Genomic DNA, 23,468 nt, shown 5'->3' with positions numbered 1-23,468 from the left:
TCTTCGTGCTCATCAGCACGCCAGGCGGAGGCGTTCGACAGGTCCGTCACCACCAGGCGAGCACGTAGACCGCCGTCCACAGCGCAGTCGCCGCCCAGAGCGCGGAGATCGCCGCGATCCGGACTCGTGAACCGCGGTGCGCCCCCTCCCAGACCGGTACGAGGCCGAGGCAACTGACGAGGAGCGCGATCGACAGCCATGGCAGGGCCGCGGGGACGCCGATCAGGCCGACCGCCGGGTTCGTCAGGCCGTCCCGCAGGAGCAGAGCCGCCGCGCCCACGGCCCAACTCGCGCCGAACACCGGCGCGATCCCCAGGCGGAGACCGTCCTGCACCGGTTCGCGCCGGAGTGCCTGGGCGATCAGTCGGTAGGCCCAGGCGATGGACCATCCGATCGCGACCAGGGCGAACAGCATCGGGAGCGCCAGGACGAGCCACGGTCCGCCGCCACCGGTCGTGTCCGTCACCCACCTGGCGCTCGGGGACACGGCTGCTGCGTCGATGACGGGGATCGCGGCGTCGTCACCGGCACACAGTGCCGCTCGGTAGCTCGACGGTTCACTCAGCCAGGAGCGGACCGCAACCGACGCACAGGAGCTGTCCGCCGTGGGGATCGCGCCGGAGCCGGGGAAGACCGCGGCGATGGCGGAGGCCGACCAGGTGCTCGGCGGGGACGCCCAGGCGGCGTCCTGTTCGGGCGCACTGACGACGAGGAGCGGGCGGTCGAGCGGTGATGGCGCGGGGCTCGTCGCCACGCCGAACGTGGTGCAGGCCGCCGCGGCGACGTCCTCGAGGAGGGTCGTCGTCGGGGTCCCGGGATCGGTCCGTTCGGCAGCTCCAGGCCAGGCGGCCGTCGAGCACCCGAGCACGCGCCCGAGCACGCCGCCCTGCGAGAGGTCGTCGACCGCCGCCGCGGCCAGCGGGTCGAGCGCGGCACGGTGCCCGTCCGCGACGGTCTCCAGCAGCACGGGAAGCGCCGCCTGGGTCGTCGGGTCGGACAGGGCGTGCGAGACGAGCGTTAGCAGTGCGTCGCCACCGATCGTCGTCGGCCGAGCACCGGTCGTGCGGTGCGGGCTGGCGGTGAGCGCCTCGCTCGCCGCCGTCAGCCGCGCAGCCGACCAGGAGGTGTCGAGGATCGGCGCCGAGGCGGTCGCCGGTGCCGCATCGCTCGTCTCGGTCTCGTCGGGGCTCGACGGAGTCGGTGCGCGATCGTCGCCCCGCGCGCGGATCACGGAGAGCGCCGCTTCGAGCCCTCCGGAGGACACGATCCCCGGTGCGCCCAGATCGGGTCCGTCGAGGACGACCCCCTCGACACCCTCCGGGTCGACCCCCGCCGCGGTGAGCGCGACACCGGCCGAGGAGCCGACCGCCAGCACCGTCCAGCGGGCATAGCCGAGTTCCTGCCGGAGGTCCCGCAGGTCCGCAGCCGCAGCCTGCACCCCGAAGTCGCCCGCCGAGAAGCCGTCCTCCTGCCAGCCCTCCGCGCAGCTCGTGAAGGCGGCTGCGACGGCGGTGACCCGTTCCTCGCGGCTCCCCTCGGTACCGAGCGCCGACCGGAACGCCTCGGCCGCCGGATCGCATGCCAGCGTCGGGGCCGCATCCGCTCCGCCCCGCCGTTCGACGAGGACCACGTCTCGGTCGGCCGCCAGTCCACGCTCGACCGTCAGCGCGGCGACGTCGAGTTCGGAGAGCGGCGTGTCTCCGGCGAGGTAGACGAGGGGCACCCGGCCGGTGTCGAGGGTGGCGGGTACCAGCACGTACGGGAGCATCGCCTGGGCCGAATCGGGCACCTCACGCGAGATCGGGACGCTCAGCTCACCGCAGCGGGAACCGCCCGGCACCTCGACCACGCACTCGGCTGCGCGGACCTCGGCGCGAGCCGTCGGCACGGCGACCGCAGGGATGGCCGGCAGCAGGACGACGACGGCTGCCACGAGGACTGCGGCCACCTTCCAGGGCACACCACGTGGCGTCCGCGGACGGTCGATCCTGTGCATGTTCCCCCCGCTCGAGCTTCATCGCTCGGCCCATCCTGGCGGAACACACCGCAGCTCCGGAAGAGGGAAGACCCGCACGCAGCTCGCGATGCGAGCCGGGGGCTCAGTCGTCGGCGGCTTCCTCGGCGTCCCACTTCGCGCTGTTCGCGCGCAGACGCTCGAGTGCGTGCGAGGCCTCCGCGGCCGTCTCGAAGGGGCCGACGCGGTCGACGACGCTCGACTCGAATCCGAACTCGACCTGACCGGTCTTCGTGTTGTACCAGTACTGCTCGGACGGTTCTTTGGCCACGGCGCTGCTCCCCTGCTCGGTTAGGCTCGATCCTATGCCTTTCGACTCCGCAGGTCACCTGATCCCCGGCCTCGTCGGCCGTCCGCGAACGGTGCCGGCGGTGATCGCCAGACCGGAGTACGTCGGTCGCGCGGCTCCGGCCCCTGACGACCGCGGCGACCTCTACACGCCCGAGGAGATCGAGCGGATCCGCGTCGCCGGGACCATCGCAGCCGACGCGATCCAGGCGGTCGGAGCGGCGGTCCGCCCCGGGGTCACGACCGACGAACTGGACGCCATCGGACACGCCTTCGTCGTCGGCGCGGGCGCGTACCCGTCGACGCTCGGCTACCGCGGGTACCCGAAGTCCATCTGCAGCTCCGTGAACGAGGTGATCTGCCACGGCATCCCGGACGACACCGCGCTGCGTGACGGCGACCTGATCAACATCGACATCACGGCCTACCTCGACGGCGCCCACGGTGACAGCAACGTCACCTTCCTCGTCGGCGACGCCGCCGAGGAGACGCGCCTCCTCGTGGAGCGCACGAGGGAGGCGCTCAACCGCGGGATCAAAGCGGTCGCACCCGGTCGCCAGATCAACGTGATCGGACGGGCGATCGAGTCCTACGCCAAGCGGTTCGGCTACGGCGTCGTGCGCGACTTCACCGGCCACGGGGTCGGCAGGTCGTTCCACTCGGGGCTCATCGTGCCCCACTACGACGCGGCGCCGCAGTACGACACCGTCATGGAGGTCGGCATGGTCTTCACGATCGAACCGATGCTCACCATCGGCGCGCAGGAGTGGGAGCAGTGGGACGACGATTGGACGGTCACGACGCGCGACCGGTCCCTCACGGCCCAGTTCGAACACACCCTCGTCGTGACCGAACGTGGTGCCGAGGTCCTCACGCTCCCGAGTGGGATCGACACCACTCCAGCGCCCCGAGCGCTCTAGGCTGGACGACATGACGAATGCAGCTCCCCGGTCCGCCGTCGGCATCGATATCGGAGGGACCGGCATCAAGGGCGCGGTCGTCGATCTCACGACGGGTGCGCTCCTCACCGATCGGGTGAAGATCCCGACCCCGAAGGGCGGGGAGCCGAAGGACATCGTCGTGACCGTCCGCGAGGTGCTCGAGCAGCTCTCACCCGCCTCCGACGGGCTGCCGCTCGGCGTGTGCTTCCCGGCGATCGTGCGCAACGGCCGGACGATGTCCGCCGCGAACGTCTCCGACGCCTGGATCGGTCTCGAGGCGGAGCAGCTGTTCGAGCAGGGGCTCGGCCGGGAGATCACTTTCGTGAACGACGCGGACGCGGCCGGATACGCGGAGACCGAGTTCGGAGCGGCGAAAGGCGCGTCCGGGCTCACGATCCTGACCACCCTCGGCACCGGTATCGGCACGGCGCTCATCTACAACCGCACGCTGATCCCCAACGCGGAACTCGGGCACCTGGAGATCGACGGCAAGGATGCGGAGACCCGTGCCTCCTACGCCGTCAAGGAGCGCGAGGACCTCAGCTGGGAGAAGTGGGCCAAGCGCCTGCAGAAGTACTACGAGCGCCTCGAGTTCTACTTCTCGCCCGACCAGTTCGTCGTCGGTGGCGGGGTGTCCAAGCACGCCGACCACTTCCTGCCGCTGCTCAAGCTCGACACCCCCATCATCCCGGCCGTGCACCGCAACAACGCGGGCATCCTCGGCGCGGCCTCACTCGCCGCCGGCCCCGCGGAACGCATCGCCTGAGCACGGCGGTCGCGCTGTGGCGGTGTCGTCGCAGCGTGGCTGTGCTGTGGTGTGAACGGGTCGACCGGTACGCCGGGTTCTGTCCCACGCTCTCGCGGATTTCACCGCACGGCTCGACGGAGTCGTGGCCGTGCTGGGGTGTGAACGGGTCGACCGGTACGCCGGGTTCTGTCCCACGCTCTCGCGTTTGGACGGCCATCTCTCTCGGGACGACGTTGCCGCCGCCCTCTAGCGGTCTACCCGGGAACTTGGCGAGCAGCCTCAGCGTTCCCTGTTGACCTTGCTCCGGACGAGGTTTACCGAGCCGACCGGGTCACCCCGGTCGCTGGTGGGCTCTTACCCCACCGTTTCACCCTGACCGTGGTCGCCCACGGCGGTCTGTTCTCTGTGGCACTGTCTCGCGGGTCACCCCGGGTGGGTGTTACCCACCGCCCTGCTCTGTGGAGCCCGGACGTTCCTCGGCACCGTGACCCGGAGGCCGCGGTGACGCGACCGTCTAGCCGGCCCGTTCACGGAGACGAGTCTACCGGCCCACGGCCGGCACGATGGACCGGCGTGCTGCTCGGCCGGACCCGACTGGTCAGATGAGGCCGGACTCGTCGGTCCGTACGACGATCGCGGCGCACTCCGGGCACTGCACGACGTCCTCGGACGGCGCGGCGCGGACGGCCTGCAGGTCGTTCCCGGTGAGGGACATCTTGCAGGCGCCGCAGGTGCCTGCGCGGAAGAGGGCCGCGCCGATGCCGCCGCGGGCACGACGCTGGTCGTAGAGCGCGAGGAGATCGGCGGGGATGCCGGGGGCGAGCGACTCGCGGTCGGCGGTGAGGCGCGCCCGTTCCGCTTCGAGTTCGACGAGCTGCGCGTCGCGCTTGGCGACGACCTCGTCGAGGAGCTCCTGGAGTCCGGCGCGCTCGGCGTCGACCTGGGCGACGGCTTCATCGGCCGTCTCGACCCGTTCCATGACGTTCAGCTGGATCTCTTCGAGGTTGTTCTGGCGGTTCTGCAAGGAGGCGATCTCGCTCTGCAGGGCCTCGACGTCCTTGACGGAGGTCGACGACTGGAGGCGGTCGGCGTCGCGCTTCAGGCGGGCCGCGACGACGGCGACGTCGGACTCGATGCGTCCGAGCTCGGTCTGCGCGTCGTCGCGCACCCCGACACGCTCCAGCCGACGGAGCCGAACGGTCTCGATCTCGGCCTGCAGCTGGGCGATCCGGGCGACCTCGGGGAGGTTCGACGCACGGTGGGCGGTGCGCTGCACGCCGGTGTCGATGCTCTGCAGGGTGAGCAACGTCTTCTGGTCTGCTGGGCTGGCTTTCACGTCTGTTCCAAACTCTCGACTCATCACCCTACCGGCCGCGTCGCCTCCTGGGTGACGACGAAATCCCACGGGTCGGTGCGCTGTCCGCTGACCCGGATGTCGAGCTCCGGGAGCTCCCGGCGCAGCGCGACGGCCGCGACCTCCAGCCAGAGTGACTCGCTCGCCCAGTGCGAGACGTCGATGAGCGCGGGCCCGCCGGCGAGGATCGCCTGCTCCCGGGCCTCGGACGCCGGGTGGTGGCGCAGATCCGCGGTGACGTACAGGTCGGCTCCTCGGACGGTGTCGTGGGAGAGCAGCGAGTCGCCCGCTCCCCCGCAGACCGCGATCCGCCGGACCGGCTGGTCGACGTCGCCGGCCACGCGCACGCCGGTGGCCGTCGCAGGAAGCACCTCGGCGAGGCGCCGGGCGATCCGCCCGAGGGTGGTCGGTTCGGCCAGGTCGCCCACACGGCCGAGGCCGGTCACCCCGTCGGGCGCTGGGACGATCGGGACGGCGTCCAGCAGGCCGAGGCGGCGTGCGAGCACGTCGGAGGTACCGTCGACCACCACGTCCGCATTCGTGTGGGCGGCGATGAGGGCCGCATCACCGCGGATGAGCCGTGCGATGAGCGCGCCCTTGTAGCGGTCGCCCGCCACCGTCGTGACGCCACGCATGAGCAGCGGATGGTGCACGAGCAGGAGCCCGCCGGGCTCCTGGAGCAGCTCGTCGACCGTGGCACCCACGGCGTCGACCGCCAGCAGGACCCGCGCGACCGGCTGATCCGGGTCGCCGACCACGAGGCCGGGCGCATCCCAGTCCGACGCTCCGGACAGCGGCCACAGCCGCTCGACGACGGCATTGACCTCACGGAGTGTTCTCGTCACCCGGCAAGCCTACCGACGATGGACGATCAGCCGGTGGCGGGCACCGACGGTCAGTGCCGCACGATGAGCAGGACGGCGAGGGTCACCATCACCACGGCGATGGCGGCGTCGAGCACCCGCCAGGCGACCGGCTTCGCGAAGAGTCCCTTCAGGAGACGGGCGCCGAAGCCGAGGGCCGTGAACCACACCACGCTCCCCAGCGCGGCGCCGGCCGCGAACCACCACCGGCCCGGTTCGCCGTGCGTGTTCGCGATCGACCCGAGCAGGAGCGCCGTGTCGAGGTACACGTGGGGGTTGAGCCAGGTGAGGCCGACCACCGTGAGCACGGCCGCGCGGAGCGAGGTCTTCGTCCCCGGCCCGTCGGCCGTGAGACCACTCGGTGAGATGGCCCGGCGGGCGGCGAGCAGCCCGTACGCGACGAGGAAGGCGGCACCGGCCCAACGGAGGATGTCGAGGACGAGGGGGAAACGCTCGATCACGAACCCGATCCCGCTGACGCCGGCCACGATCAGGACCGCGTCCGACAGAGCGCAGACGAGGACCACCGGGAGGACGTGCTCGCGGCGGATGCCCTGACGGAGCACGAACGCGTTCTGCGCACCGATGGCGACGATCAGCGAGAGGCCCAGCCCGAAACCGGCGAGGATGTCCTGGATGGCGGAGGTCATGAGGCGACGGTAAGCCACCCAGGAACATGAGACCAGTTCATGTTTCTCATGGACCATGAGAAACTCTGATGATGGACCTCCAGTTCGATCAGCTCCGTGCCTTCCTCGCCGCCGTCGACCGAGGCTCGTTCGACGCGGCGGCCCGCGAGCTCTCGGTGACCCCGTCGGCCATCAGTCTGCGGATCAAGGCGCTCGAGCAGCACGTCGGCCGGGTCCTGCTCCTCCGGACGCGACCCATCACGACCACCGCATCCGGCGAGACCATCCTCCGCCTCGCGCGAGCGGTGCGACTCCTCGAGCGCGACGCCTCGAGGGAGCTGCACCCGGACGGTGCGTCCGGCGGCGCCGCTCCCTCAGCCATCCCGATCGTCGTCAACGCCGACTCGCTCGCCACCTGGCTCCTCCCGGTGCTGGCCGAGCTGGCCGCCACGGAACCGGTCGCCTTCGACCTCTCCCGCGAGGACCAGGACCACTCCACGGCCCTCCTGCGAGACGGGACCGCGATGGCGGCGGTCACCTCGAGTTCGGAAGCGGTCCAAGGCTGCACCGTCCAATCGCTCGGCCGGATGCGGTACCGACCCGTGGCGTCGCCGCACTTCGCAGCACGGTGGTTCGCCGACGGGGTGACGGCAGCCGCCCTGGCCGATGCTCCGGTGGTCGTGTTCGACCGGAAGGACGATCTCCAGGACGCCTATCTCCGTCGTCGCGGTGTCGACCCGGCCGGCCCGCCCCGACACCATGTCCCGGCGTCGGCGGACTTCGCGACCGCCGTCCTCCTCGGCCTCGGCTGGGGCATGCTCCCCGATGCGCAAGGGGCGGCACCGGCCGCGGCGGGCGACCTCGTGGCCCTCGACGACGACGGCGTGCTCGACGTGCCGCTGTACTGGCAGCAGTGGCGACTGGACTCGCCGCTCCTCCAGACCGTCGCGTCGGCGGTCATCGCCGGCGCTCGCGACGCACTCCTCTGAACGCCAGCCGAGAGCTCGCGAGCAAGGTGCACGAGCCGGGCGCGACGGTGCGAGGATGGAGCAATGGATATCGCGTACACAGCAGTTGCCCATGCCACCGGAGGCGGACGAGACGGACACGTCCGCAGTGAGGACGACCTCCTCGACTTCGACACCCGGCCCCCCAAGGAACTCGGTGGGAGTGGCGAGGGCACCAACCCCGAACAGCTCTTCGCCGCCGGCTACGCCGCGTGCTTCCTGAGTGCCCTGCACTCCGTCGCACGGAGCTCCAAGCTCGACACCACCGACGCGGCGGTCTCCGCCAGCGTGGGCATCGGATCGAACGGCGAGGGCGGATTCGGCCTCGCGGTCGAACTCGACGTCTACGTGCCCAACGTCTCCCACGACGAGGCACAGCAGTTGGCCGACCAGGCGCACCAGGTGTGCCCGTACTCGAACGCCACGCGCGGCAACATCGAGGTCACCGTCTCCATCGTCGACTGACGTCACACCGCCCACGCAAGCCCTGTCGATCGTCGTGCCCGCTGGCTAGGCTGGCGGGCACGACGATCGAGAGGAACACACCGTGTCGGATTTCGGAGCAGTCGAAGGCATTCGCGACGAGGGCGCGGCGGCGATGCTGCCGGGTCTCCCCGATGACGCGGTGGAGGACGAGCTCTTGGAAGACGAGGCACCGGAACCGACGGCTGCCGACGACAGCGCCACTGCGGACTGAATCGCCGTCTCCTCGCCGCTCCGGTGGAACACCCCGCCGTCGATCGTCAGCGCACCATGGCCGCGGCGATCACGCCGACGATACCGAGCTGCATGACGAGCACGAGGCCGATGGTGAGGAACAGGGTGCTCCAGAGCACGATGTTCCCGAGCAGCACGCCCACGAAGGCGGCGACGCGACCTCGAGGTCGGTCCACCGGACGCGCCACGGCCACCCGTTCGGCGCGGGCGATGCGCGGCGTGGACATCGTGAAGGTGATCGGGCTGGTGTCCAGGTGCGTGGTCATGGATCCAGTGTCCGTCGCGACCACCATGGTCGGCATCGGACGATGAGGCGATCATCGCGGCCGCGGAGTCATCCTCTGAGCTGACGCTCGTCCGCACCTGGGACCAGGCGCCCTCCCCCGGTCGGCGTGCCTGCGGGGACGCTCAGCTCAGGAGGCCGTCAAACGGATCCCCCACGACAGCGACCACTGCTCATCGGGTTCCAGCCACCGCAGACCGGTCCCGCTGTTCAAGGCGTCCGCCGGGGCCGTCATCGGCTCGATCGCGATCGCCTGTACGGGTCCCTCCGGCGTCGGGAAGTCGCTCGGGGTGTAGACCTGGACGAACCGGAAGTCGTCGTCCGCCCAGAGCTCGACACCATCGCCGTCCGGAGCGGTGAGCCGATGCCTGACGCCTCCGTCGATCGGGCGGACGTCGCCGAGCCCGACATCGATCGCGAGGTCGCCCACGCGGACGCCGGAGCGCAGATCGTGGTCCGTGCCGTCCACGGGGCGAGTGGCGACCGGGATGCGCCGCTCGTCGGTCTCGAACCAGGAGTCGGCGGCGATCGTGACGGTGAGATCCGCCGTCGAGACGCCCCCGAGCGCGAGATACGGGTGCGCGCCGACGGCGACCGGCGCCGGTCGCGTCGACCGGTTCACGATCGTGTGGGTGACCCGCAGGCCGTCGTCGACGAGGGCGTATGCCACCGAGGTGTCGAGGTGGAACGGATAGCCGTGCTGCGGGAACACCGAGGCCGTCAGCGTGACGCCGCCGTCCGTGCGTTCCCCCTCTCGATAGCCGGTGTTGCGGAGCAGACCGTGCGAGGCGTTCCCCGTGGCAGCCTCGGTGACGTCGAGCTGCTGCGGCTCACCGTCGAGCGTCCACCGCGCGTCCCGCACCCGGTTCGGCCAGGGCACGAGGATCAGGCCGCAGCCCTTCGGCGCGACGACGTCCTCACCGAAGGACTGGACGAGCGAGCGCCCGCCGACGGAGAGTTCACGCAATCCCGCGGCGAGCTCGGTGACGGTCGCCCGGACCTCCCCGTGCGGACCGAGGTGGCTGAGGCGGTACTGGATTCCGGAGACAGGCGACATGTCGTCAGCCTACGACGGCTGCCCTCCACGCGGCGTGGAACCCGCGCGCTGGGTCCACTGCTCGATCGCGGCGGCGATACGGAGGAGGCCGCGCTCGAGTTCCACGAACCCGGAGCTCAACGGGGCGAGTCCGATGCGGAGCCCGTCCGGGTGCCGGAAGTCGGGGATGACGCCCACCTCCCACAGCTCCGGCGTGATCTCACGGAACGACGGATGCCCGAGGGTCACATGCCCGCCGCGGCGCTCCGGCTCCCGTGGGGTCATCACCCGGACGCCGAAGGCTGCGAGGTGCTCGTCGACCCATGAGATGGCGAAGGCGGTGAGTGCGAGCGACTTCTCGCGGATCGCCGGGACACCCGCGGTCTCGATGAGCGAGAGGGCGTCCTCGAGGGGCAGCATTCCCACGATCGGCGGGGTGCCGCTGAGGAACCGGCGCATCCCCTCCGCCGGCCGGTACGTGTCGGCCATCGCGAACACGTCGGAGGCCCCCATCCAACCCTGGACGGGCTGCAGGAGCCGATCCTGATGCCGCCTCGCGACGTAGGCGTACGCCGGAGCGCCGGGACCGCCGCCGAGGTACTTGTAGGAGCATCCGACCGCGAGGTCGACCCCCCAGGCGTCCAGCTCGACCGGGACCGCGCCGGCGGAGTGGCAGAGGTCCCAGAGCACGAGGGCGCCGACATCGTGCGCGACGGCGGTCAATCCCGCGACGTCGAGGAGGGCTCCCGACCGGTAGTCGACCTGGCTCAACACCACGAGGGCCGTCCGTTCGTCGACGACCTCCCGCAGCTGGTCCACCGTGACGCCGTGGACCGGGTCGGCGTCGATCCACCGCACGCGGAGACCACGCTCGGCTGCGATCCCCTCGACCACGAAGCGATCCGTCGGGAAGTTCCCCACGTCGATGACGATGTCCTCGCGGACCGGTGCCGTCGTTCCGTCGGCGGTGCTCGCGTCGACCGCGGCGCGGATCAGTTTGTACAGGAGCACGGTGGTCGAATCGGCGACGACGGTCTGCCCGCCGGCCGCCCCGAGCACGACGGCTCCGAGACGGTCGCCCAGGGTCAGCGGCATCGCGAACCACCGGTCGTCCCAGGAGCGGATGAGCCTCGTTCCCCACTCCTCGGTGATGAACGACTGCAGGCGGTCCGCGGTGGCCCGGAGTGGGCGCCCCAGCGAGTTCCCGTCGAAGTACGCGGAGACCCCGGTCGCCGGCAGGAAGGCCGCGAGATGCTCGGCGAGCGGATCGTCCGCGTCGAGCGCGAGCGCATCCGGACGGGCGGGCGTGACAGGGAGGGTGGCGCTCATGGTGCGACGCTAACCGGCCCCGATGAGCGCCGCAAGGAGGTGCACACCGCTCGGCTTGCTAGCGTTGCCGCATGCCAACGCTCCTGCACCTCGACTCGTCCGCCGATCTGGCCACCTCCCGATCCCGCCGCCTGTCGCAGGCGGTGGTCGACGCCTGGCGGGATGCCGATCCCACCGGTGTCGTCGTCCGACGGGACCTGCACCTGGACCCCGTCCCGCACCTCGCGGACGCGAGCCTGCACTGGTCCGCCGCCGATCGCGAGCCCGGCTCGAACCCGCCCGCCGAGGCGGAGGCGCTGCAACGCGCCCTGCTCGACGAGCTCCTCGCCGCCGACATCGTCGTGATCGGGGCACCGCTCTACAACTTCTCGATCCCGTCGTCGCTCAAGGCCTGGATCGACCACATCCACGTCCCCGGCGTGACGTCGGCGGACACCGGCGCCTTGACCGGCAGGCCGGTCGTGATCACCACCAGCCGCGGCATCGCGTACGACGCGGGCACGCCCACGGAGGGGTGGGACCACGAGGTGCCGGCGCTCCGCACCCTGTTCGGTGGCGCGCTCGGTATGGACGTCCACATCATCACGACGAGCCTGACCCTGGCCGACCGCGAGCCCGGCCTCGCCGGGCAGCGCGACCGCAGTGCACAGGAGCTCGATGAGGCCCTGCGGCTGGCGGCCGAGACCGGCACCCGACTGGCCGTCGCGACCGCCTGAGCCGTCGGTCGGTGCACCCGGCGCGGATCGGACCAGCCTGATTGTCGCTGTGCTCCGAACTCCTGTCGAACCACGACCAGGGAGTTGCACATGCGATCGAAGCATCAGACCGGCACCAACCGAACGGGACGACGTCTCGTCGTCCTCGCTGCGGCCCTCGCCGGCATCGTCTCGGCCGCGGTGTTCCTCGCCGTCGCAGAGCTCGCCGCGCTGCTGTTCGCCCGCGGCAGCAGCCCGCTGCTGACCGTCGGCTCCTTCGTCATCGACATCGTCCCGCGCTGGGCGAAGGAGTTCGCGATCGAGGCGTTCGGGAGCAACGACAAGATCTTCCTGCTCGTCAGCCTCGGCGTCGCCGTCGTGATCGCGGCAGCGGTCGCCGGTGTCCTCCAGCAGGTCCGACCGCCGCTCGGCGTCGTGATCCTCGTGGCGGCCGGCGTGTTCGCCGGAGCGACGACGGTGACCCGTGCCGGTGCGACGCCGCTCGCGGTGGTCCCGGTGATCCTCGGGCTCGCAGCCGGCGTCACCATCCTGATCCTGCTCAGCCGACGACTGCCGAACCGCCGTGGGGCCGGAGCCGAGGCCCGCGAACGTGACGGGTTCGACCGCCGTGGCTTCTTCCGCGTCGCCGGCATCGCCGCCGCCGGAGCGGTCGTCGTGGGGGTCGGTGCCCGGATCATCAACGTCACGACCTCGTCGATCACCGCGGTCCGGGACGCGCTCAAGCTCCCCGCTCCGAAGTCGACCGTGACCATCCCGGACGGCGCCGAAGTGGACGTGGACGGCATCAGCCCGCTCTTCACCCCGAACGACAAGTTCTACCGTGTCGACACCGCGCTCACCGTGCCGACCATCGACCCCGGCACCTGGTCGCTCACGATCGACGGCATGGTCGGCGAACAGGTCCAGATCTCGTTCGACGAACTACTGGCCATGGGGCTCGACGAATACGTCATCACGATGACCTGCGTCTCCAACGAGGTCGGCGGCAGTCTGCTCGGCAACGCGAAGTGGCTCGGCATCCCCGTGCGCGACGTGCTCAAGCGCGCGATGCCGGATTCGAAGGCCGACATGGTCCTCTCCACGAGCGTCGACGGCTTCACGGCGAGCACCCCGCTGGAGTCACTGACCGATCCGAACCTCGACGCGATCCTCGCGGTCGCGATGAACGGCGAACCCCTGCCCCTCGAGCACGGCTTCCCCGTCCGCATGGTGGTGCCGGGGCTGTACGGGTACGTCTCGGCGACCAAGTGGCTCACGAAGCTGACGGTGACGACGTTCGACAAGGACGAGGCCTACTGGACGCCCCGCGGCTACGACGCGAAGGCGCCGATCAAGCTCTCCTCGCGTATCGACACACCCCGCATCGACAAGCAGGTCACGCCGGGCCCCGCGAAGATCGCCGGTGTCGCCTGGGCGCAGACCGTCGGCGTCGCCAAGGTCGAGGTCAGCATCGACAACGGTGACTGGCAGAGCGTGAACCTCTCGACCGCCATCAACGACGACACCTGGGTGCAGTGGTGGATGGACTGGGAGGCGACCGCGGGGACGCACTACGTGGCCGTCCGCGCCACCGACAAGGCCGGGAACCTGCAGATCGAGGAGCAGGCGCCGATCGCGCCGAACGGTTCCTCCGGGTGGCAGCGGACGCTCGTCCGCGTCGGCTGAGCCGACCGGCCCGCGCGGTCAACCGCGCGGGTCCACCGGCTGGAGCTCCGCGATCTTCGGTTCGCGACCGTCGCCGGAGGACCGCCCGGTCAACCGGCGTCCGATCCACGGCAGGACGTGCTCGCGGTAGTAGGCGGCCGTTCGGCGCTGGCGTGGGCCGGGCGGCGCCGCCGCGACGTCGTCGATCCCCCACTCCTCGGGCACCGGCACCCCGAGGGCCGTGAGGACGTTGCTCGCCACGCGGGCGTGGCCGAGCGCGTTGAGGTGCAGCCGGTCCACGGACCAGTAGCGGAGATCGCCCAGCGGCTCGTCGGCCCAGTTGTCGACGAAGGTGACGCCGTCGCGCGGGTACCGGACGCGGACCGCTCGGGCGAGCTGCTCACCGCGGCGCGCGAGGAGCGAGCCCATCGGGATGTGCGCGGACGGGTTCGCCCCGCTCAGGAGCAGGACGTGCGCTCCCCCGCTGCGCAGCCGTTCGACCGCACCGTCGAGTCGATCGGCGACGCCGTCGATCGACACCCGAGGGCGCATGATGTCGTTCCCGCCGCCGTTGAAGCTGACGAGGTCCGGCCCCATCCCGATGGCCCGATCGAGCTGCTCGTCGAGGATGGGGATGAGCTTGCGGCCCCGGATGGCCAGGTTCGCGTAGGCGACCGGCTCGGTGCTCGAACGGGCGAGCCCGAGTGCCACGAAATCGGCCCATCCGCGCAACGAGCCGTCGTCGCGGACGTCGCCGTACCCCTCGCTGAAACTGTCGCCGATGGCCACGTACCGCCTGAACCCGTGCTGCGTCATACCTGCACCCTACGCGCGACCGGGCGTGGTCTCGGACGGGCCGTCCGGGCCGGACGTCCGCCGCTCAGGCTGGCCTGGTCTCGCCATCCGCGGCAGGCCGCCATCCGAGCGCCGGCCCGAGGGCGCCGGCGATGTCGGTGAGCAACTGGGTGTAGTCGTCGGGTTCGAGGGTGAACGGCAACGCGAACGCGACCTCGTCCACCTCCTGGAACCCGGCGTGCTCGTGCAGTCGCTCCGCGATCTCGGCACTCGTCCCCAGCAGGTCCTCGGCGAACAGCATGCGGCGCGGACCGTGCGCGACGCCGACGCGGTGCCGCCTCGACTCGACGTAGTCGCGGTAGCGGCTGCGTTGCGCGGACGTGGCGGAATCGGTCGGCATGACCACGAGGCCCTGCGACACGCGGGCCCGCGCGCCGTCGGGATGCCGCTCGCGGAACAGCCTGACCTGCGCGGCCTGGTTGGCGGCGAAGTCGGTCGTGCCGTCCTCAGCGGCGATGACACTGCTGGTGAGGAGGTTGAAGCCGTGTTCCCCGGCCCAGCCGGCCGAGCGGAGGCTGCCGGCGCCGTACCAGAGCCGCTCGGCGAGGCCGGCCGCGTGTGGCTCGACGCGCGAGGAGTAGTCCTCCTGGCCCTCACGACCGGCGGTGTCACTCACGACGTCCCCTCGGATGAACGACCGCAGCCGCAGGACGCGGTCGTACCCGAGGTCCTCCTGCTCGAGGGTGGTGGGATAGAGGGCGTCCTTGAACGCGTCGAACCGCATCGGCTCACCCGTGCTGAAGCCCGGCAGCAGGCGGCCGCCGGCCAGCACGTCGACCGTGCCGAGGTCCTCGGCCAATCGGAAGGGGTTCTCGGCACCCAGTGGGGTCACCGCCGTCCCGAGCGCGATGCGCGTGGTGCGCTGGCTGGCCGCGGCGAGGACGGCGACCGGGGACGAGATGCCGAACTGCAGGTGGCGGTGTCGCAACCAGGCGCTGTCGAATCCGAGGTACTCGCCGAGCTCGATCAGTCGCAGCGTCGACTCGTGTCCGCCCGCCGGATCCTCGGGGTCGAACAGGCCCATCGTGAGGAAGCCGAGTCTGCGGAGCGGTGCTGAGGATCGGGGCATACTCCGACCCTACGACGGCAACGCGACAGGATGCGCCCTCGGGCGCCCGTCAGCTCGGTGCGCCGAGCAGCACCGTGAACATCGCCCCGATGCTGCCGAGGATGAAGAGCATGGTGCCGAGCTGCATGGTGAGCGACTTGTTGCGGGACGCCGTCGGGACGTCCACCTCCAGGATCGGGCATCCGGACCACCCCAGCAGCCCGATGCTCAAGCCGACGATGACGGAGCAGCACCACCACACCACGCGGAGCCCCTCGGTGAGGATCGCGGGGCGCCAGCCGGAGGCGAGCAGCAGCCCCAGGGTGATCGCGGTACTCCCGACGGCGACACCGAACCAGACGGTTCCGGTACGCATGATGCGCTCGACGGTGCGCTCGGAGGACATGAGGTCGTGTGACACGTGGTGCGGCTTTCTCGGGGTCCCGGATCCTGACACGGGCCGCGGCCGGTATTCCCGCTCTCTCGCAACCCCGAACAGGATCCTAGACCCGCTCGAGCGGCGCGACGCCCTTTCCCTCGGGGCTTGCATCCGGAGCGGTCACGCGACACACGGCGTCCGTCAGGATCCGTTCCGCATCATGCCGATGGGGCCCTCGCCGCCCATCGGGCGAGCGACGCGACGAGGGCGCGATGCTCGGGAGCGGCGTACGAGCGCTCATCGTGTCCGAGGGCGTCGACGGCGACTCGCGCGGCTCCGACCTCACGGACCCACACCGCGGGGAACCGCTCGCCGTCCACCTCGTGTTCGGCGACCGTCGTGCTCCGACCGATCTGCTGCAACCGCAGGTACTGCTCGTCCTCGATCGGGACGTCGGCGACCCGCGCGCCGTCGGGCATCGTGAGCCCGCGGACGACGGAGTGGCCGATCGGCGGATGCCAGGACACCCCGGGCAGCCACATCGCACCGATCGCCGGCGCCCACTCGGGATAGTCGCGGAGCGAGGCGAGCGCCGCGTGCATCGCGAGGACGCCGACGCCTCGCCGGAGCGCCTCGGAGAGCCCCTCGACCGCGGCCTCGGGTGCTCGGCCGGACTCCTCCGACCGCCACGGATCGCCAGCGTTCACGATGAGCAGGTCAACGTCGGCGAGCCGGGTCATGGCACGATCGACGTCCTCATCGACCTCGACCGCGAACCCGGCGTCCCGCGCGATCTCCGCGAGGAGCGGGCTCGTCCTCGGATACGGGTGCCAGGGGTCGCCGTACCGACCCGTCCCCGAGGCGATCAGTGCCTTCACCGCTGCTCCGTTCCTCGGACGACGGTCGATGTCGTGGCGATCTGCTGGTTCACGGGCTCGGGACGTCGAGCTCGTCGTTGGCGACGAGCCAGCGGAGCGCGTCCCTGACCGCGTCCGTCGAGGTGTGCCCCGGTGCGTACCCGAGCAAGGAGCGTGCCTTCTCGATCGAGACGCAGTGACTGCGCACCAGGTGCTCCCACGAGGTGTCCGCATGTTCCTCACTCGTGGTCGAACGGAACTCCTCCCAGGTGACCGGGGTGAGATCGGCCGAGCGCCCGAACCAGGAGGCCGCCGCCTCGGCGAACCCCCGCACCGTGATCGCCGAGGCCGAGGTGACGTTGAAGTCCTCGCCGGCGACGCGGTCCCGATGCGCCACGGCGAGCTCGAACGCCTGGGCGACGTCGTCGGCGTGCACGTGGTGCAGCATCTCGGCGCCGAGCCCGGGAACCCGCAGCGGCTCCCCGTCCGCGAGGATCCGCCAGACGTCGGGGTCGAAGTTGCCCAGGGGGTTCACCGGGGCCCAGCCGGGTCCGACGATGTGCCCGGGATGGAGCGACGTCGTCACCAGGCCGCCGTTCGCGGTCTCCGTCTGGAGCATCCGGGCGATGCGGTCCTTCTCGACGCCGTACTCCCCGAACGGCGGCGTCCCACAGCCCTCGACGATGGGCACCACGGCGCTCGGACCGTAGCGCCAGATCGACCCGCAGTGCAACAGGTGTCCGACGTGGCCGCGGAGGCCCTCGACGAGCGCCTTGGCGGACGGCAGGGTGAAGCAGACCAGGTCGATCACGACGTCACAGCCGAGCGCGGCGATCCGTGCCGGGAACGTCCCCGCCTCGTCTTCGGCCTCGCGGTCGACGACGAGTCGCTCGACGTGCTCCCATTCCGTGGCCTCGGCGTAGGGCGCGCGCGTCCCACGGCTGACGCTGACGACCTCATGGCCGGCCCGGACGAGTCTCGGGACGAGGAACGACCCGATGTGGCCCGTACCCCCGATGACGACGATTCGCATGATGATCCTCCGTTCGCGCACGCCGACATCCTCGGGGCTGCGCCTGCACGGCAGGCTAGTCGAGTCGCGCGGGTGATGCAGGCCCTTGCCGTGGACGGCGACGACCGTCAGTCGTCGGCGGGGCGTCGCCGTTGCTGCTTGGTGGCCGAACGCCGTTGCTTCGCCGCGGTGTGGCGTCGAGCCGATCCACGGGTCGGTCGGGTGGGCCGACGAGGCGCGGCGGTTGGCGCGAGCGCTGCACGCAGGCGTCCGGCCAGCGCGTCCAAGGCGAGCTCACGGTTGCGCAGCTGTGACCGTTCCTGCGACACGGTCACCGTGATGGTGCCGGCGACGAGCCGGGCACCGAGCTGGGTGAGGAGCCGCTCACGCTGCGCTTCGGAGAGCACGACGGACTCGGCCACACTCCAGGACAACTGGACGCGACTGTCCGAGGTGTTGACGTGCTGCCCTCCGGGACCCGAAGACCGCGAGAACCGCCACCGGAGTTCGGCGGCGGGGATCGTCAACTGCGGCGACACCTCGAGGTCCATGGTGCAAGCGTCTCACGGGCCGACGGCACCCCGGCGTCCACGGCTGCTTCCGAGCGTGGGCCTCCTATCCTTGTGGCTGTGAACGATGCACCAGCCGGACCCGGCCCCCGACGGGCCGCCGTCGTCGTCAATCCCTCCAAGGTGGATGTCGCCGCACTCCGCGCCGCCGTCGCGGACGCCGAGGCGCTCCACGGACTGTCCCCCTCGACCTGGCACGAGACGAGCGCCGACGACGACGGCCGCGCCGCGGCCGAGGCCGCCATCGCGACCACGCCGTCCGTCATCCTCGTGGCCGGCGGAGACGGCACGCTCCGGGTCGCCGCCGGGGCCGTCGCCTCCACCGGCATCCCCCTCGCGCTCGTGCCGGCGGGGACCGGCAACCTCTTCGCCCGAGCGCTCGGCCTGCCGCTCAACGACCTGCGTCGGTCGGTCGAGATCGCCTGGTCGGGTCACGATCAGCCCGTCGACGTCGGCAGGGTGCGTCTCGGCCGTTCGGACGGCACGCACGGCGAGGAGGTCTTCCTCGTGATGGCCGGCATCGGACTCGACGCGCACATGGCCGGCCACACCAACGCCTGGCTGAAACGACGGATCGGGTGGCTGGCCTACTCGGACCCCATCGCGCGGAGCATCTTCGGCAACCGGCAGTTCGACCTGCACTACCGCCTGGACGAGCTCCCGGAGACGACCGCCCGGGCGCACACGATCATCGTCGGCAACTCCGGGACACTCACCGGAGGCGTCCTGCTGCTCCCGGAGGCGGTCGTCGACGACGGCCTCCTCGACGCCGTCATGCTCCGGCCGGAGCGCGGCCCCGGGTGGACGAACATCGGCTATCGCCTGACCTTCAACCGGATGCTCCACCGGACGAGGTTCGGTCGGCTCGTCGGGCGGTTCTCGCCGAAGGTCCGCGCCATCAGCTACGCCCAGGCGACGTCGATGCGGGTCCGATTGGACGAGCCCCAGGAGATCCAACTCGACGGGGACTCCCACGGCGCCGTGACCTCGGTCGCGCTGACCAACCTCCACCACGCGCTGATCGTCCGCGTGCCGGAAGGCGCTCGTCCGCGTCCGCTCGCGGACTGAGCCTCGACCTGGCGCAGCGGGTCACTCCGTGGGAGCCGCGTCTGCGTCGATGGAGGCTGCGAGCCGGTCGATCCTCTCGAGGGCGCGGTCGAACACCGGCACGAGGTCGAACAGTGCCGGCTCCGCCCGGCGGACCTCCTCGAGCGACTCGTGGGCGCTGCGCACCGAACCGAGGTCGAAACTGACGTTCGTGCGCGCGCCGGTGATCGCGGCACGGAGGGCGCCGATCGCGACCGCGACGTCGGCGATCAACGCCGGATTGCCGTGCTCGGCCAACCAGGCGAGATCGTCGACGGCCTCGACAGCGTGCTCCCCGAGCCGCGCCGATGCGGCGGCCGCCTCGATCGACGCCGCCCGGATCGCCTCGTCACGCTCCGGACCCCGTGGCCGCCGGAAGGCGCTGCCGAACGCGTGAGAGGCTTCCGCGTCGGCATCGGCCAGACGGAGGGCGAGTGCTGAACGTACCTCGGCCCTGGCTCGCAGGGCGGTGATCGTCGCCTCCGGATCGTCGCCGGATCCTGAGGTACCTCCGCTCCGCTCGGTTCGGCGCGCCGACGCATGCTCCGGCTCCGTGTACCCCGCGACCATCGCGGTGAGGCCGGCGGCGATCGACAGCATGAGCCCGGACGCGGCACCACCGCCGGGGTTCCCCGTCGCCCGCCCCAACGCCCGCATCCACTCGGAGACGCTGGAGCGCTCCGTCGACACCTCGTCCTGCTTCGGTGATCCCGTCATGGAGACCATTCTCGCCGCGGCCGAGCGCCCGGCGGCAGGGCTTGCGGCGGCGCGTGGCGGCCCGGCTCAGCTGGAGGCGCGGACGATCAGTTCCGTCGGGAACTCGGCACGGTCCCCCGGGTCGGCGCCTGGTTCCGCATCGAGCACGAGCTGCACGGCTCGGGCCGCCATGGCCCGCATGGGTTGCCGGACCGTCGTCATCGGCGGGGGCATGAGCCGGGACTGCGGGAGATCGTCGAACCCGACCACCCGGACGTCGTCGGGGATGCGCAACTGCAGTTCCTCGACCGCCCGATAGACGCCGTACGCCATCTCGTCGTTGCAGCTGAAGACACCGATCGGCAGCCCGCCCTGCCGCAGCAACCGACGGACGGAGACGAACGCGCTCTCGGAGGACCACGGCGACGAGACCTCCTCGACCGTCGCACCCTCGGCGAACCGCTCGACCGCGGTGCGGAACCCCGCCTCGCGTGCGCGTCCGAACCGGTACTTCGGTCTCCCGGTGATGATCAGGAACCGCCGGGTCCCGCGACGGGCGAGGTGCCGACCCGCGTCGAAGCCGCCCTGCCAGTCCGTCGATCCGACGCTCGGCAGGCTCCGCGCGGGCTCGGCACGCGGATCGAGCAGTACCACGGGGATGTTCGCCGAAGCGAGGATGTCGAGTTGCGAGACATTGGGGCGGATCAGGCACACGACGACGCCGGCCGAGCCGCGTGCCCGGGCGCGGTTGGGCCAGTCGTCGACCATCGAGTCGCTCTCCGGCGTGAGCACGAGGTCGTAGTCCGCAGCGGCCGCCGCCCGCCGGACGCTGGTGACGACCGTGTTCGCCCAGGGATCGTCCCACTGGCTCATCGCCAGGTCGAGGAGCCGAGGAACGGACCGTGGCCGGCCGCGCCGCTGTGCTGATCGGTCGTACCCGAGTTCGAGCGCGACCGCCAGAATCCGGTCCCGGGTTTCGGGAGCCGCGTGGCGCTTGCCGGACAGCACGCGCGAGACGAGGGACACCGAGAAGCCGGACCTCGCAGCGACGTCCGCGAGGGTCACGCCCCGATCGTCCTCGTGGTCGGGCGTCGTCGTCATGTCCCCATCGTCTCGCACGTGCGGTCGTCGTGCCCGCAGCCGCTCAGGCGTCGCTCGCCGTCAGCACCCTGAGTTCGGTGACTCTCGGGGTCTCCTGCCCCGACGGGGCGAGGATCGTGAACCGTCTGACGCCCCAGCCGGCGGCCGTCGGCGGCAACGGGACCTCGACCCAGTCCAACTCGCCGTCACGTCCGCCGAGCTGTTCCTCAGCGACCAGGCCGTCGATCTCGATCGCGAACCCCCGGCTGTCGTCGTCGTGCAGCCACGAGACCCGGACGACGCGCGCCAGCAGGTGCGGGTCCACGAGGGTGACCGACATCCGGTCCGAGGTGCTGCGCCACCGGACCCCGCCGGCCGCTCCTGACCGGGTCGACGCGCCTCGGAACCCGTGATCGGCCTCCGGTTGCTGCTCGCCCAGCGCGACGCGGTCGACCGTGCGTCCGTCGAGCGTCGCGGCGATCCGGTCCCGATCGGCCAGACGCGCACGGCGTTCGTCGACGGACCGCTGGTCCGTGCCGGAGGCGACGGGGAAGCTCACGGTGTACCGCGCGTCGTGGAGCCCGGCGAAGGGCTCCAGCCGGATCGGGCCCCGATCCGAGTCGACCCAGAACGCGCCGTCAGCATCCCGCCGGGGCACGGACGAGCGCGGGACGATCGGTGCCGTGGCGAGCGGGGTGAGCTGGCCGACCGCCGTGTGCGCGGCGCGCGGTCGGTCGGCGACGACCGTCTCGGCGTCGAGCGCCACCCCGCGTGCGGCGAGCACGGACGGACCCCAGAGCAACGCCGTCCAGTCGGACCCGTCCGGGAACGGCTCCGACCGTCCGGTCATCCCGAGCTCGAACGAGACGACGTCTCCGTCCTCCCACCCGCGGTCCAGGACGAGGTGCCCGCCGTCGACCGTCGCCTGGACGCCGGTGCCGTTCACCCGTACGAGCGGCACCGAGGCGGTCCACCCCGGCACGCGGATGCGCACCGGGAACCGCCTGCCCTGCCCGAGCCGGAACGTCAGCGCCACCTGGCCGTCCACCGGGAACGCGGTCTCCTGTTCGAGCGTGAGACCGAGCTCCGGGATGCGGGCGGTCGACGACGCGAAGAGCTCCACCGACACCGCCTCGCCGTCCAACCGGTAGAGGGACTCGCCGTGTTTCGCGTGGCTCTCGAGCCCCGTCCCGACGCAGCACCAGAAGCTGTGCTGCGGCGCCGAGTACACGCGGTAGTGATCCGGCCGCATCGACGTGAAGTAGACGAGACCGCCGTGTCCCGGATGCTGCGCGGACAGGAGGTGGTTGAAGAGGATCCGCTCGATCATGTCGGTGACGTCCGGATCGGCCGCGTCCGCGGAGAGCCGTCTCGCGAGCTTGATCAGGTTGTAGCTGTTGCACGTCTCGGGGCCTTCACGGTCCTCCGTCATCGGCGTGAAGTCGTCGACCGCGTGGAAGTGCTCACGCACGCTGTTGCCGCCGATCGCCACCGACCGGCGCGTCACGATGGTCTGCCAGGCGAACCGGGCGGCCCGCCCGAGCGCGGGATCGCCGTTGCGAGCGACCAGCGCGGCGAAGCCGACGAACTGCGGGATCCGGGTGTTCGCGTGCAACCCGGTCAGTTCGTCGGAGGAGCGCGACAAGGGCCCGCTGAGGGCGGTTCCGGTGAAGCGTGCGGCCATGGCGAGGTGGCGCGGGTCTCCCGTCAGGTCGAACAGGTCGACGTAGGCCTCGTTCATCCCACCGATCTCGGTCTCGAGCATCAGCTGGAAGTGCTCCTCGTCGATGCCGGACGCCAGTGCCTCCCACCAGTCCGCCAGGCGGACGACGACGTCACGGGCCGCCTCGTTCCCGGTCAGGCGCGCGGCGTCGATGAGGCCCGCGTACAGCTTGTGCAGGTTGTACCAGGGCACCCAGCGGTCGCCACCGAAGGTCGACGCCGTGATGCCCTCCGCCACCTCCTCCCAGAGTTCGGCGCTCCTCGGGATGCCGCCGACGTATCCGGTGCCGAGGTGGGCCTGCGCACGCGAGAGCTCGGCGACGGTGTACGCGAGCCGCGACGCCAGGACCTCGTCGCCGGTCGACGCCACAATGAGGGAGCAGGCCGAGAGGTAGTGACCCGCGGTGTGGCCGTCGAGCCCGCGCCGCTCCCAATCGTCGTAGGACGGGGCGCGCGTCGGCAGTCCGGCCTCGCGGAGGAACGGAGCGAGGAGCCGGTCCGGTTCGAGGGCGTGGAGATAGGCGCGGTCGGCCTCCTGCGCCTGCAGAAGCGGGCCCCCGGTGAGCGTCACCTGGGAGACGGGGATGTACGGCAT

The 23,468-nt window shown here is 71.2% G+C and carries 25 protein-coding genes and 1 other RNA gene; 8 read left to right on the top strand and 18 right to left on the bottom strand.

From position 1 onward, the window contains the following. Window positions 1-46 precede the first annotated feature (46 nt). Complete coding sequence (locus QRN26_RS00805) at window positions 47-1,996, bottom strand: hypothetical protein (protein WP_285034909.1); 1,950 nt, start codon at window positions 1,994-1,996, stop codon at window positions 47-49. Between the two features lie 103 nt (window positions 1,997-2,099). Continuing rightward, window positions 2,100-2,285 carry a hypothetical protein gene (locus tag QRN26_RS00800; RefSeq protein ID WP_056005997.1) on the bottom strand — a complete coding sequence of 62 codons (186 nt, stop codon included), beginning with the start codon at window positions 2,283-2,285 and terminating at the stop codon, window positions 2,100-2,102. 34 nt (window positions 2,286-2,319) lie between these two features. On the opposite strand from QRN26_RS00800, the gene map reads away from it, so the two are divergent. Together map and ppgK are read left to right on the top strand one after the other, a co-directional pair. Then, a complete protein-coding gene (gene map, locus QRN26_RS00795) occupies window positions 2,320-3,222 on the top strand; it encodes a type I methionyl aminopeptidase (protein ID WP_285034908.1) in 903 nt (300 codons plus the stop codon). A 10-nt stretch (window positions 3,223-3,232) separates the two neighbouring features. Further along, window positions 3,233-4,009, top strand: coding sequence for a polyphosphate--glucose phosphotransferase (gene ppgK / locus QRN26_RS00790; protein ID WP_285034907.1), 777 nt, complete (start codon window positions 3,233-3,235; stop codon window positions 4,007-4,009). Window positions 4,010-4,150: 141 nt separating this feature from the next. Here ppgK and rnpB read toward each other — a convergent pair. From rnpB to QRN26_RS00770, 4 genes are all read right to left on the bottom strand, one after another. Then, an RNA gene (gene rnpB, locus QRN26_RS00785) (RNase P RNA component class A) lies at window positions 4,151-4,517 on the bottom strand. A 72-nt stretch (window positions 4,518-4,589) separates the two neighbouring features. Continuing rightward, the gene (locus QRN26_RS00780) at window positions 4,590-5,327 is read right to left on the bottom strand and encodes a zinc ribbon domain-containing protein (RefSeq protein ID WP_056777599.1); all 738 of its coding nucleotides are present in this window, start codon (window positions 5,325-5,327) and stop codon (window positions 4,590-4,592) included. 23 nt (window positions 5,328-5,350) lie between these two features. Continuing rightward, entirely contained in the window at window positions 5,351-6,190 is an 840-nt protein-coding gene (locus QRN26_RS00775; protein ID WP_285034906.1) for a Nif3-like dinuclear metal center hexameric protein, read from the bottom strand. A gap of 50 nt (window positions 6,191-6,240) precedes the next feature. Further along, window positions 6,241-6,858, bottom strand: coding sequence for a LysE/ArgO family amino acid transporter (locus tag QRN26_RS00770; RefSeq protein WP_285034905.1), 618 nt, complete (start codon window positions 6,856-6,858; stop codon window positions 6,241-6,243). A 68-nt stretch (window positions 6,859-6,926) separates the two neighbouring features. On the opposite strand from QRN26_RS00770, the gene QRN26_RS00765 reads away from it, so the two are divergent. The 3 genes from QRN26_RS00765 (at window position 6,927) to QRN26_RS00755 (ending at window position 8,541) form a co-directional block, all read left to right on the top strand. Then, window positions 6,927-7,826 (top strand): LysR family transcriptional regulator ArgP, encoded by a 900-nt coding sequence (locus QRN26_RS00765; protein WP_200921007.1) that lies wholly within the window; start codon window positions 6,927-6,929, stop codon window positions 7,824-7,826. A gap of 63 nt (window positions 7,827-7,889) precedes the next feature. Further along, a complete protein-coding gene (locus QRN26_RS00760; protein ID WP_056006014.1) occupies window positions 7,890-8,309 on the top strand; it encodes an organic hydroperoxide resistance protein in 420 nt (139 codons plus the stop codon). 82 nt (window positions 8,310-8,391) lie between these two features. Further along, a complete protein-coding gene (locus QRN26_RS00755) occupies window positions 8,392-8,541 on the top strand; it encodes a hypothetical protein (RefSeq protein WP_157579782.1) in 150 nt (49 codons plus the stop codon). 46 nt (window positions 8,542-8,587) lie between these two features. On the opposite strand, the gene QRN26_RS00750 is transcribed toward QRN26_RS00755, so the two are convergent. The 3 genes from QRN26_RS00750 to QRN26_RS00740 form a co-directional block, all read right to left on the bottom strand. Next, a complete protein-coding gene (locus QRN26_RS00750; RefSeq protein WP_285034904.1) occupies window positions 8,588-8,827 on the bottom strand; it encodes a hypothetical protein in 240 nt (79 codons plus the stop codon). A 147-nt stretch (window positions 8,828-8,974) separates the two neighbouring features. After that, on the bottom strand, window positions 8,975-9,901 hold the full coding sequence (locus tag QRN26_RS00745; RefSeq protein ID WP_285034903.1) for an aldose 1-epimerase family protein: 927 nt from the start codon (window positions 9,899-9,901) through the stop codon (window positions 8,975-8,977). Between the two features lie 9 nt (window positions 9,902-9,910). Beyond that, window positions 9,911-11,209 (bottom strand): kynureninase, encoded by a 1,299-nt coding sequence (locus tag QRN26_RS00740; RefSeq protein ID WP_285034902.1) that lies wholly within the window; start codon window positions 11,207-11,209, stop codon window positions 9,911-9,913. 71 nt (window positions 11,210-11,280) lie between these two features. On the opposite strand from QRN26_RS00740, the gene QRN26_RS00735 reads away from it, so the two are divergent. Then, the gene (locus tag QRN26_RS00735) at window positions 11,281-11,925 is read left to right on the top strand and encodes an FMN-dependent NADH-azoreductase (protein ID WP_285034901.1); all 645 of its coding nucleotides are present in this window, start codon (window positions 11,281-11,283) and stop codon (window positions 11,923-11,925) included. Window positions 11,926-12,015: 90 nt separating this feature from the next. Further along, window positions 12,016-13,590 carry a molybdopterin-dependent oxidoreductase gene (locus QRN26_RS00730; RefSeq protein WP_285034900.1) on the top strand — a complete coding sequence of 525 codons (1,575 nt, stop codon included), beginning with the start codon at window positions 12,016-12,018 and terminating at the stop codon, window positions 13,588-13,590. 18 nt (window positions 13,591-13,608) lie between these two features. Here QRN26_RS00730 and QRN26_RS00725 read toward each other — a convergent pair whose 3' ends face one another. The 6 genes from QRN26_RS00725 to arfB all read right to left on the bottom strand — a co-directional run bounded on the left by QRN26_RS00725 (window position 13,609) and on the right by arfB (window position 18,271). Then, on the bottom strand, window positions 13,609-14,385 hold the full coding sequence (locus QRN26_RS00725; RefSeq protein WP_056777620.1) for an SGNH/GDSL hydrolase family protein: 777 nt from the start codon (window positions 14,383-14,385) through the stop codon (window positions 13,609-13,611). Window positions 14,386-14,449: 64 nt separating this feature from the next. Beyond that, entirely contained in the window at window positions 14,450-15,493 is a 1,044-nt protein-coding gene (locus tag QRN26_RS00720) for an LLM class flavin-dependent oxidoreductase (protein WP_285034899.1), read from the bottom strand. Window positions 15,494-15,542: 49 nt separating this feature from the next. Next, the gene (locus QRN26_RS00715; RefSeq protein WP_056777626.1) at window positions 15,543-15,893 is read right to left on the bottom strand and encodes a hypothetical protein; all 351 of its coding nucleotides are present in this window, start codon (window positions 15,891-15,893) and stop codon (window positions 15,543-15,545) included. Window positions 15,894-16,069: 176 nt separating this feature from the next. After that, a complete protein-coding gene (locus tag QRN26_RS00710) occupies window positions 16,070-16,729 on the bottom strand; it encodes a ThuA domain-containing protein (RefSeq protein ID WP_285034898.1) in 660 nt (219 codons plus the stop codon). A 49-nt stretch (window positions 16,730-16,778) separates the two neighbouring features. Beyond that, window positions 16,779-17,741 (bottom strand): NAD-dependent epimerase/dehydratase family protein, encoded by a 963-nt coding sequence (locus QRN26_RS00705; RefSeq protein ID WP_285034897.1) that lies wholly within the window; start codon window positions 17,739-17,741, stop codon window positions 16,779-16,781. Window positions 17,742-17,848: 107 nt separating this feature from the next. Beyond that, window positions 17,849-18,271, bottom strand: a complete 423-nt coding sequence (gene arfB / locus QRN26_RS00700; protein ID WP_285034896.1) for an alternative ribosome rescue aminoacyl-tRNA hydrolase ArfB — start codon at window positions 18,269-18,271, stop codon at window positions 17,849-17,851. Between the two features lie 78 nt (window positions 18,272-18,349). Here arfB and QRN26_RS00695 point away from each other — a divergent pair, with 78 nt between their 5' ends. Beyond that, window positions 18,350-19,357 carry a diacylglycerol/lipid kinase family protein gene (locus tag QRN26_RS00695; RefSeq protein ID WP_285034895.1) on the top strand — a complete coding sequence of 336 codons (1,008 nt, stop codon included), beginning with the start codon at window positions 18,350-18,352 and terminating at the stop codon, window positions 19,355-19,357. A 21-nt stretch (window positions 19,358-19,378) separates the two neighbouring features. On the opposite strand, the gene QRN26_RS00690 is transcribed toward QRN26_RS00695, so the two are convergent. The 3 genes from QRN26_RS00690 to QRN26_RS00680 form a co-directional block, all read right to left on the bottom strand. Next, on the bottom strand, window positions 19,379-20,092 hold the full coding sequence (locus tag QRN26_RS00690) for a cyclodeaminase/cyclohydrolase family protein (RefSeq protein ID WP_285034894.1): 714 nt from the start codon (window positions 20,090-20,092) through the stop codon (window positions 19,379-19,381). Window positions 20,093-20,158: 66 nt separating this feature from the next. Further along, window positions 20,159-21,172 carry a LacI family DNA-binding transcriptional regulator gene (locus QRN26_RS00685; protein ID WP_056006055.1) on the bottom strand — a complete coding sequence of 338 codons (1,014 nt, stop codon included), beginning with the start codon at window positions 21,170-21,172 and terminating at the stop codon, window positions 20,159-20,161. A gap of 43 nt (window positions 21,173-21,215) precedes the next feature. Further along, window positions 21,216-23,468: a beta-L-arabinofuranosidase domain-containing protein gene (locus QRN26_RS00680; protein WP_285034893.1), complete on the bottom strand. Its 2,253-nt coding sequence runs from the start codon at window positions 23,466-23,468 to the stop codon at window positions 21,216-21,218.

The sequence above is a fragment of the Plantibacter sp. ME-Dv--P-095 genome (assembly GCF_030209365.1).
GTDB lineage: Bacteria > Actinomycetota > Actinomycetes > Actinomycetales > Microbacteriaceae > Plantibacter.
The sequence above is the reverse complement of the archived record's forward strand: the minus strand, read 5'-3'. Positions and strand labels throughout refer to the sequence as shown.

Coding starts and splice junctions, on each gene's coding strand:
- QRN26_RS00745 (WP_285034903.1), bottom strand. CDS start 9,901: ATGTCGCCTGTCTCCGGAATCCAGTACCGCCTCAGCCACCTCGGTCCG.
- QRN26_RS00690 (WP_285034894.1), bottom strand. CDS start 20,092: ATGACGGGATCACCGAAGCAGGACGAGGTGTCGACGGAGCGCTCCAGC.
- QRN26_RS00730 (WP_285034900.1), top strand. CDS start 12,016: ATGCGATCGAAGCATCAGACCGGCACCAACCGAACGGGACGACGTCTC.
- QRN26_RS00765 (WP_200921007.1), top strand. CDS start 6,927: ATGATGGACCTCCAGTTCGATCAGCTCCGTGCCTTCCTCGCCGCCGTC.
- QRN26_RS00805 (WP_285034909.1), bottom strand. CDS start 1,996: ATGCACAGGATCGACCGTCCGCGGACGCCACGTGGTGTGCCCTGGAAG.
- arfB (WP_285034896.1), bottom strand. CDS start 18,271: ATGGACCTCGAGGTGTCGCCGCAGTTGACGATCCCCGCCGCCGAACTC.
- QRN26_RS00740 (WP_285034902.1), bottom strand. CDS start 11,209: ATGAGCGCCACCCTCCCTGTCACGCCCGCCCGTCCGGATGCGCTCGCG.
- QRN26_RS00725 (WP_056777620.1), bottom strand. CDS start 14,385: ATGACGCAGCACGGGTTCAGGCGGTACGTGGCCATCGGCGACAGTTTC.
- QRN26_RS00770 (WP_285034905.1), bottom strand. CDS start 6,858: ATGACCTCCGCCATCCAGGACATCCTCGCCGGTTTCGGGCTGGGCCTC.
- QRN26_RS00705 (WP_285034897.1), bottom strand. CDS start 17,741: ATGCGAATCGTCGTCATCGGGGGTACGGGCCACATCGGGTCGTTCCTC.
- QRN26_RS00720 (WP_285034899.1), bottom strand. CDS start 15,493: ATGCCCCGATCCTCAGCACCGCTCCGCAGACTCGGCTTCCTCACGATG.
- QRN26_RS00685 (WP_056006055.1), bottom strand. CDS start 21,172: ATGACGACGACGCCCGACCACGAGGACGATCGGGGCGTGACCCTCGCG.
- map (WP_285034908.1), top strand. CDS start 2,320: ATGCCTTTCGACTCCGCAGGTCACCTGATCCCCGGCCTCGTCGGCCGT.
- QRN26_RS00680 (WP_285034893.1), bottom strand. CDS start 23,468: ATGCCGTACATCCCCGTCTCCCAGGTGACGCTCACCGGGGGCCCGCTT.
- ppgK (WP_285034907.1), top strand. CDS start 3,233: ATGACGAATGCAGCTCCCCGGTCCGCCGTCGGCATCGATATCGGAGGG.
- QRN26_RS00760 (WP_056006014.1), top strand. CDS start 7,890: ATGGATATCGCGTACACAGCAGTTGCCCATGCCACCGGAGGCGGACGA.
- QRN26_RS00735 (WP_285034901.1), top strand. CDS start 11,281: ATGCCAACGCTCCTGCACCTCGACTCGTCCGCCGATCTGGCCACCTCC.
- QRN26_RS00750 (WP_285034904.1), bottom strand. CDS start 8,827: ATGACCACGCACCTGGACACCAGCCCGATCACCTTCACGATGTCCACG.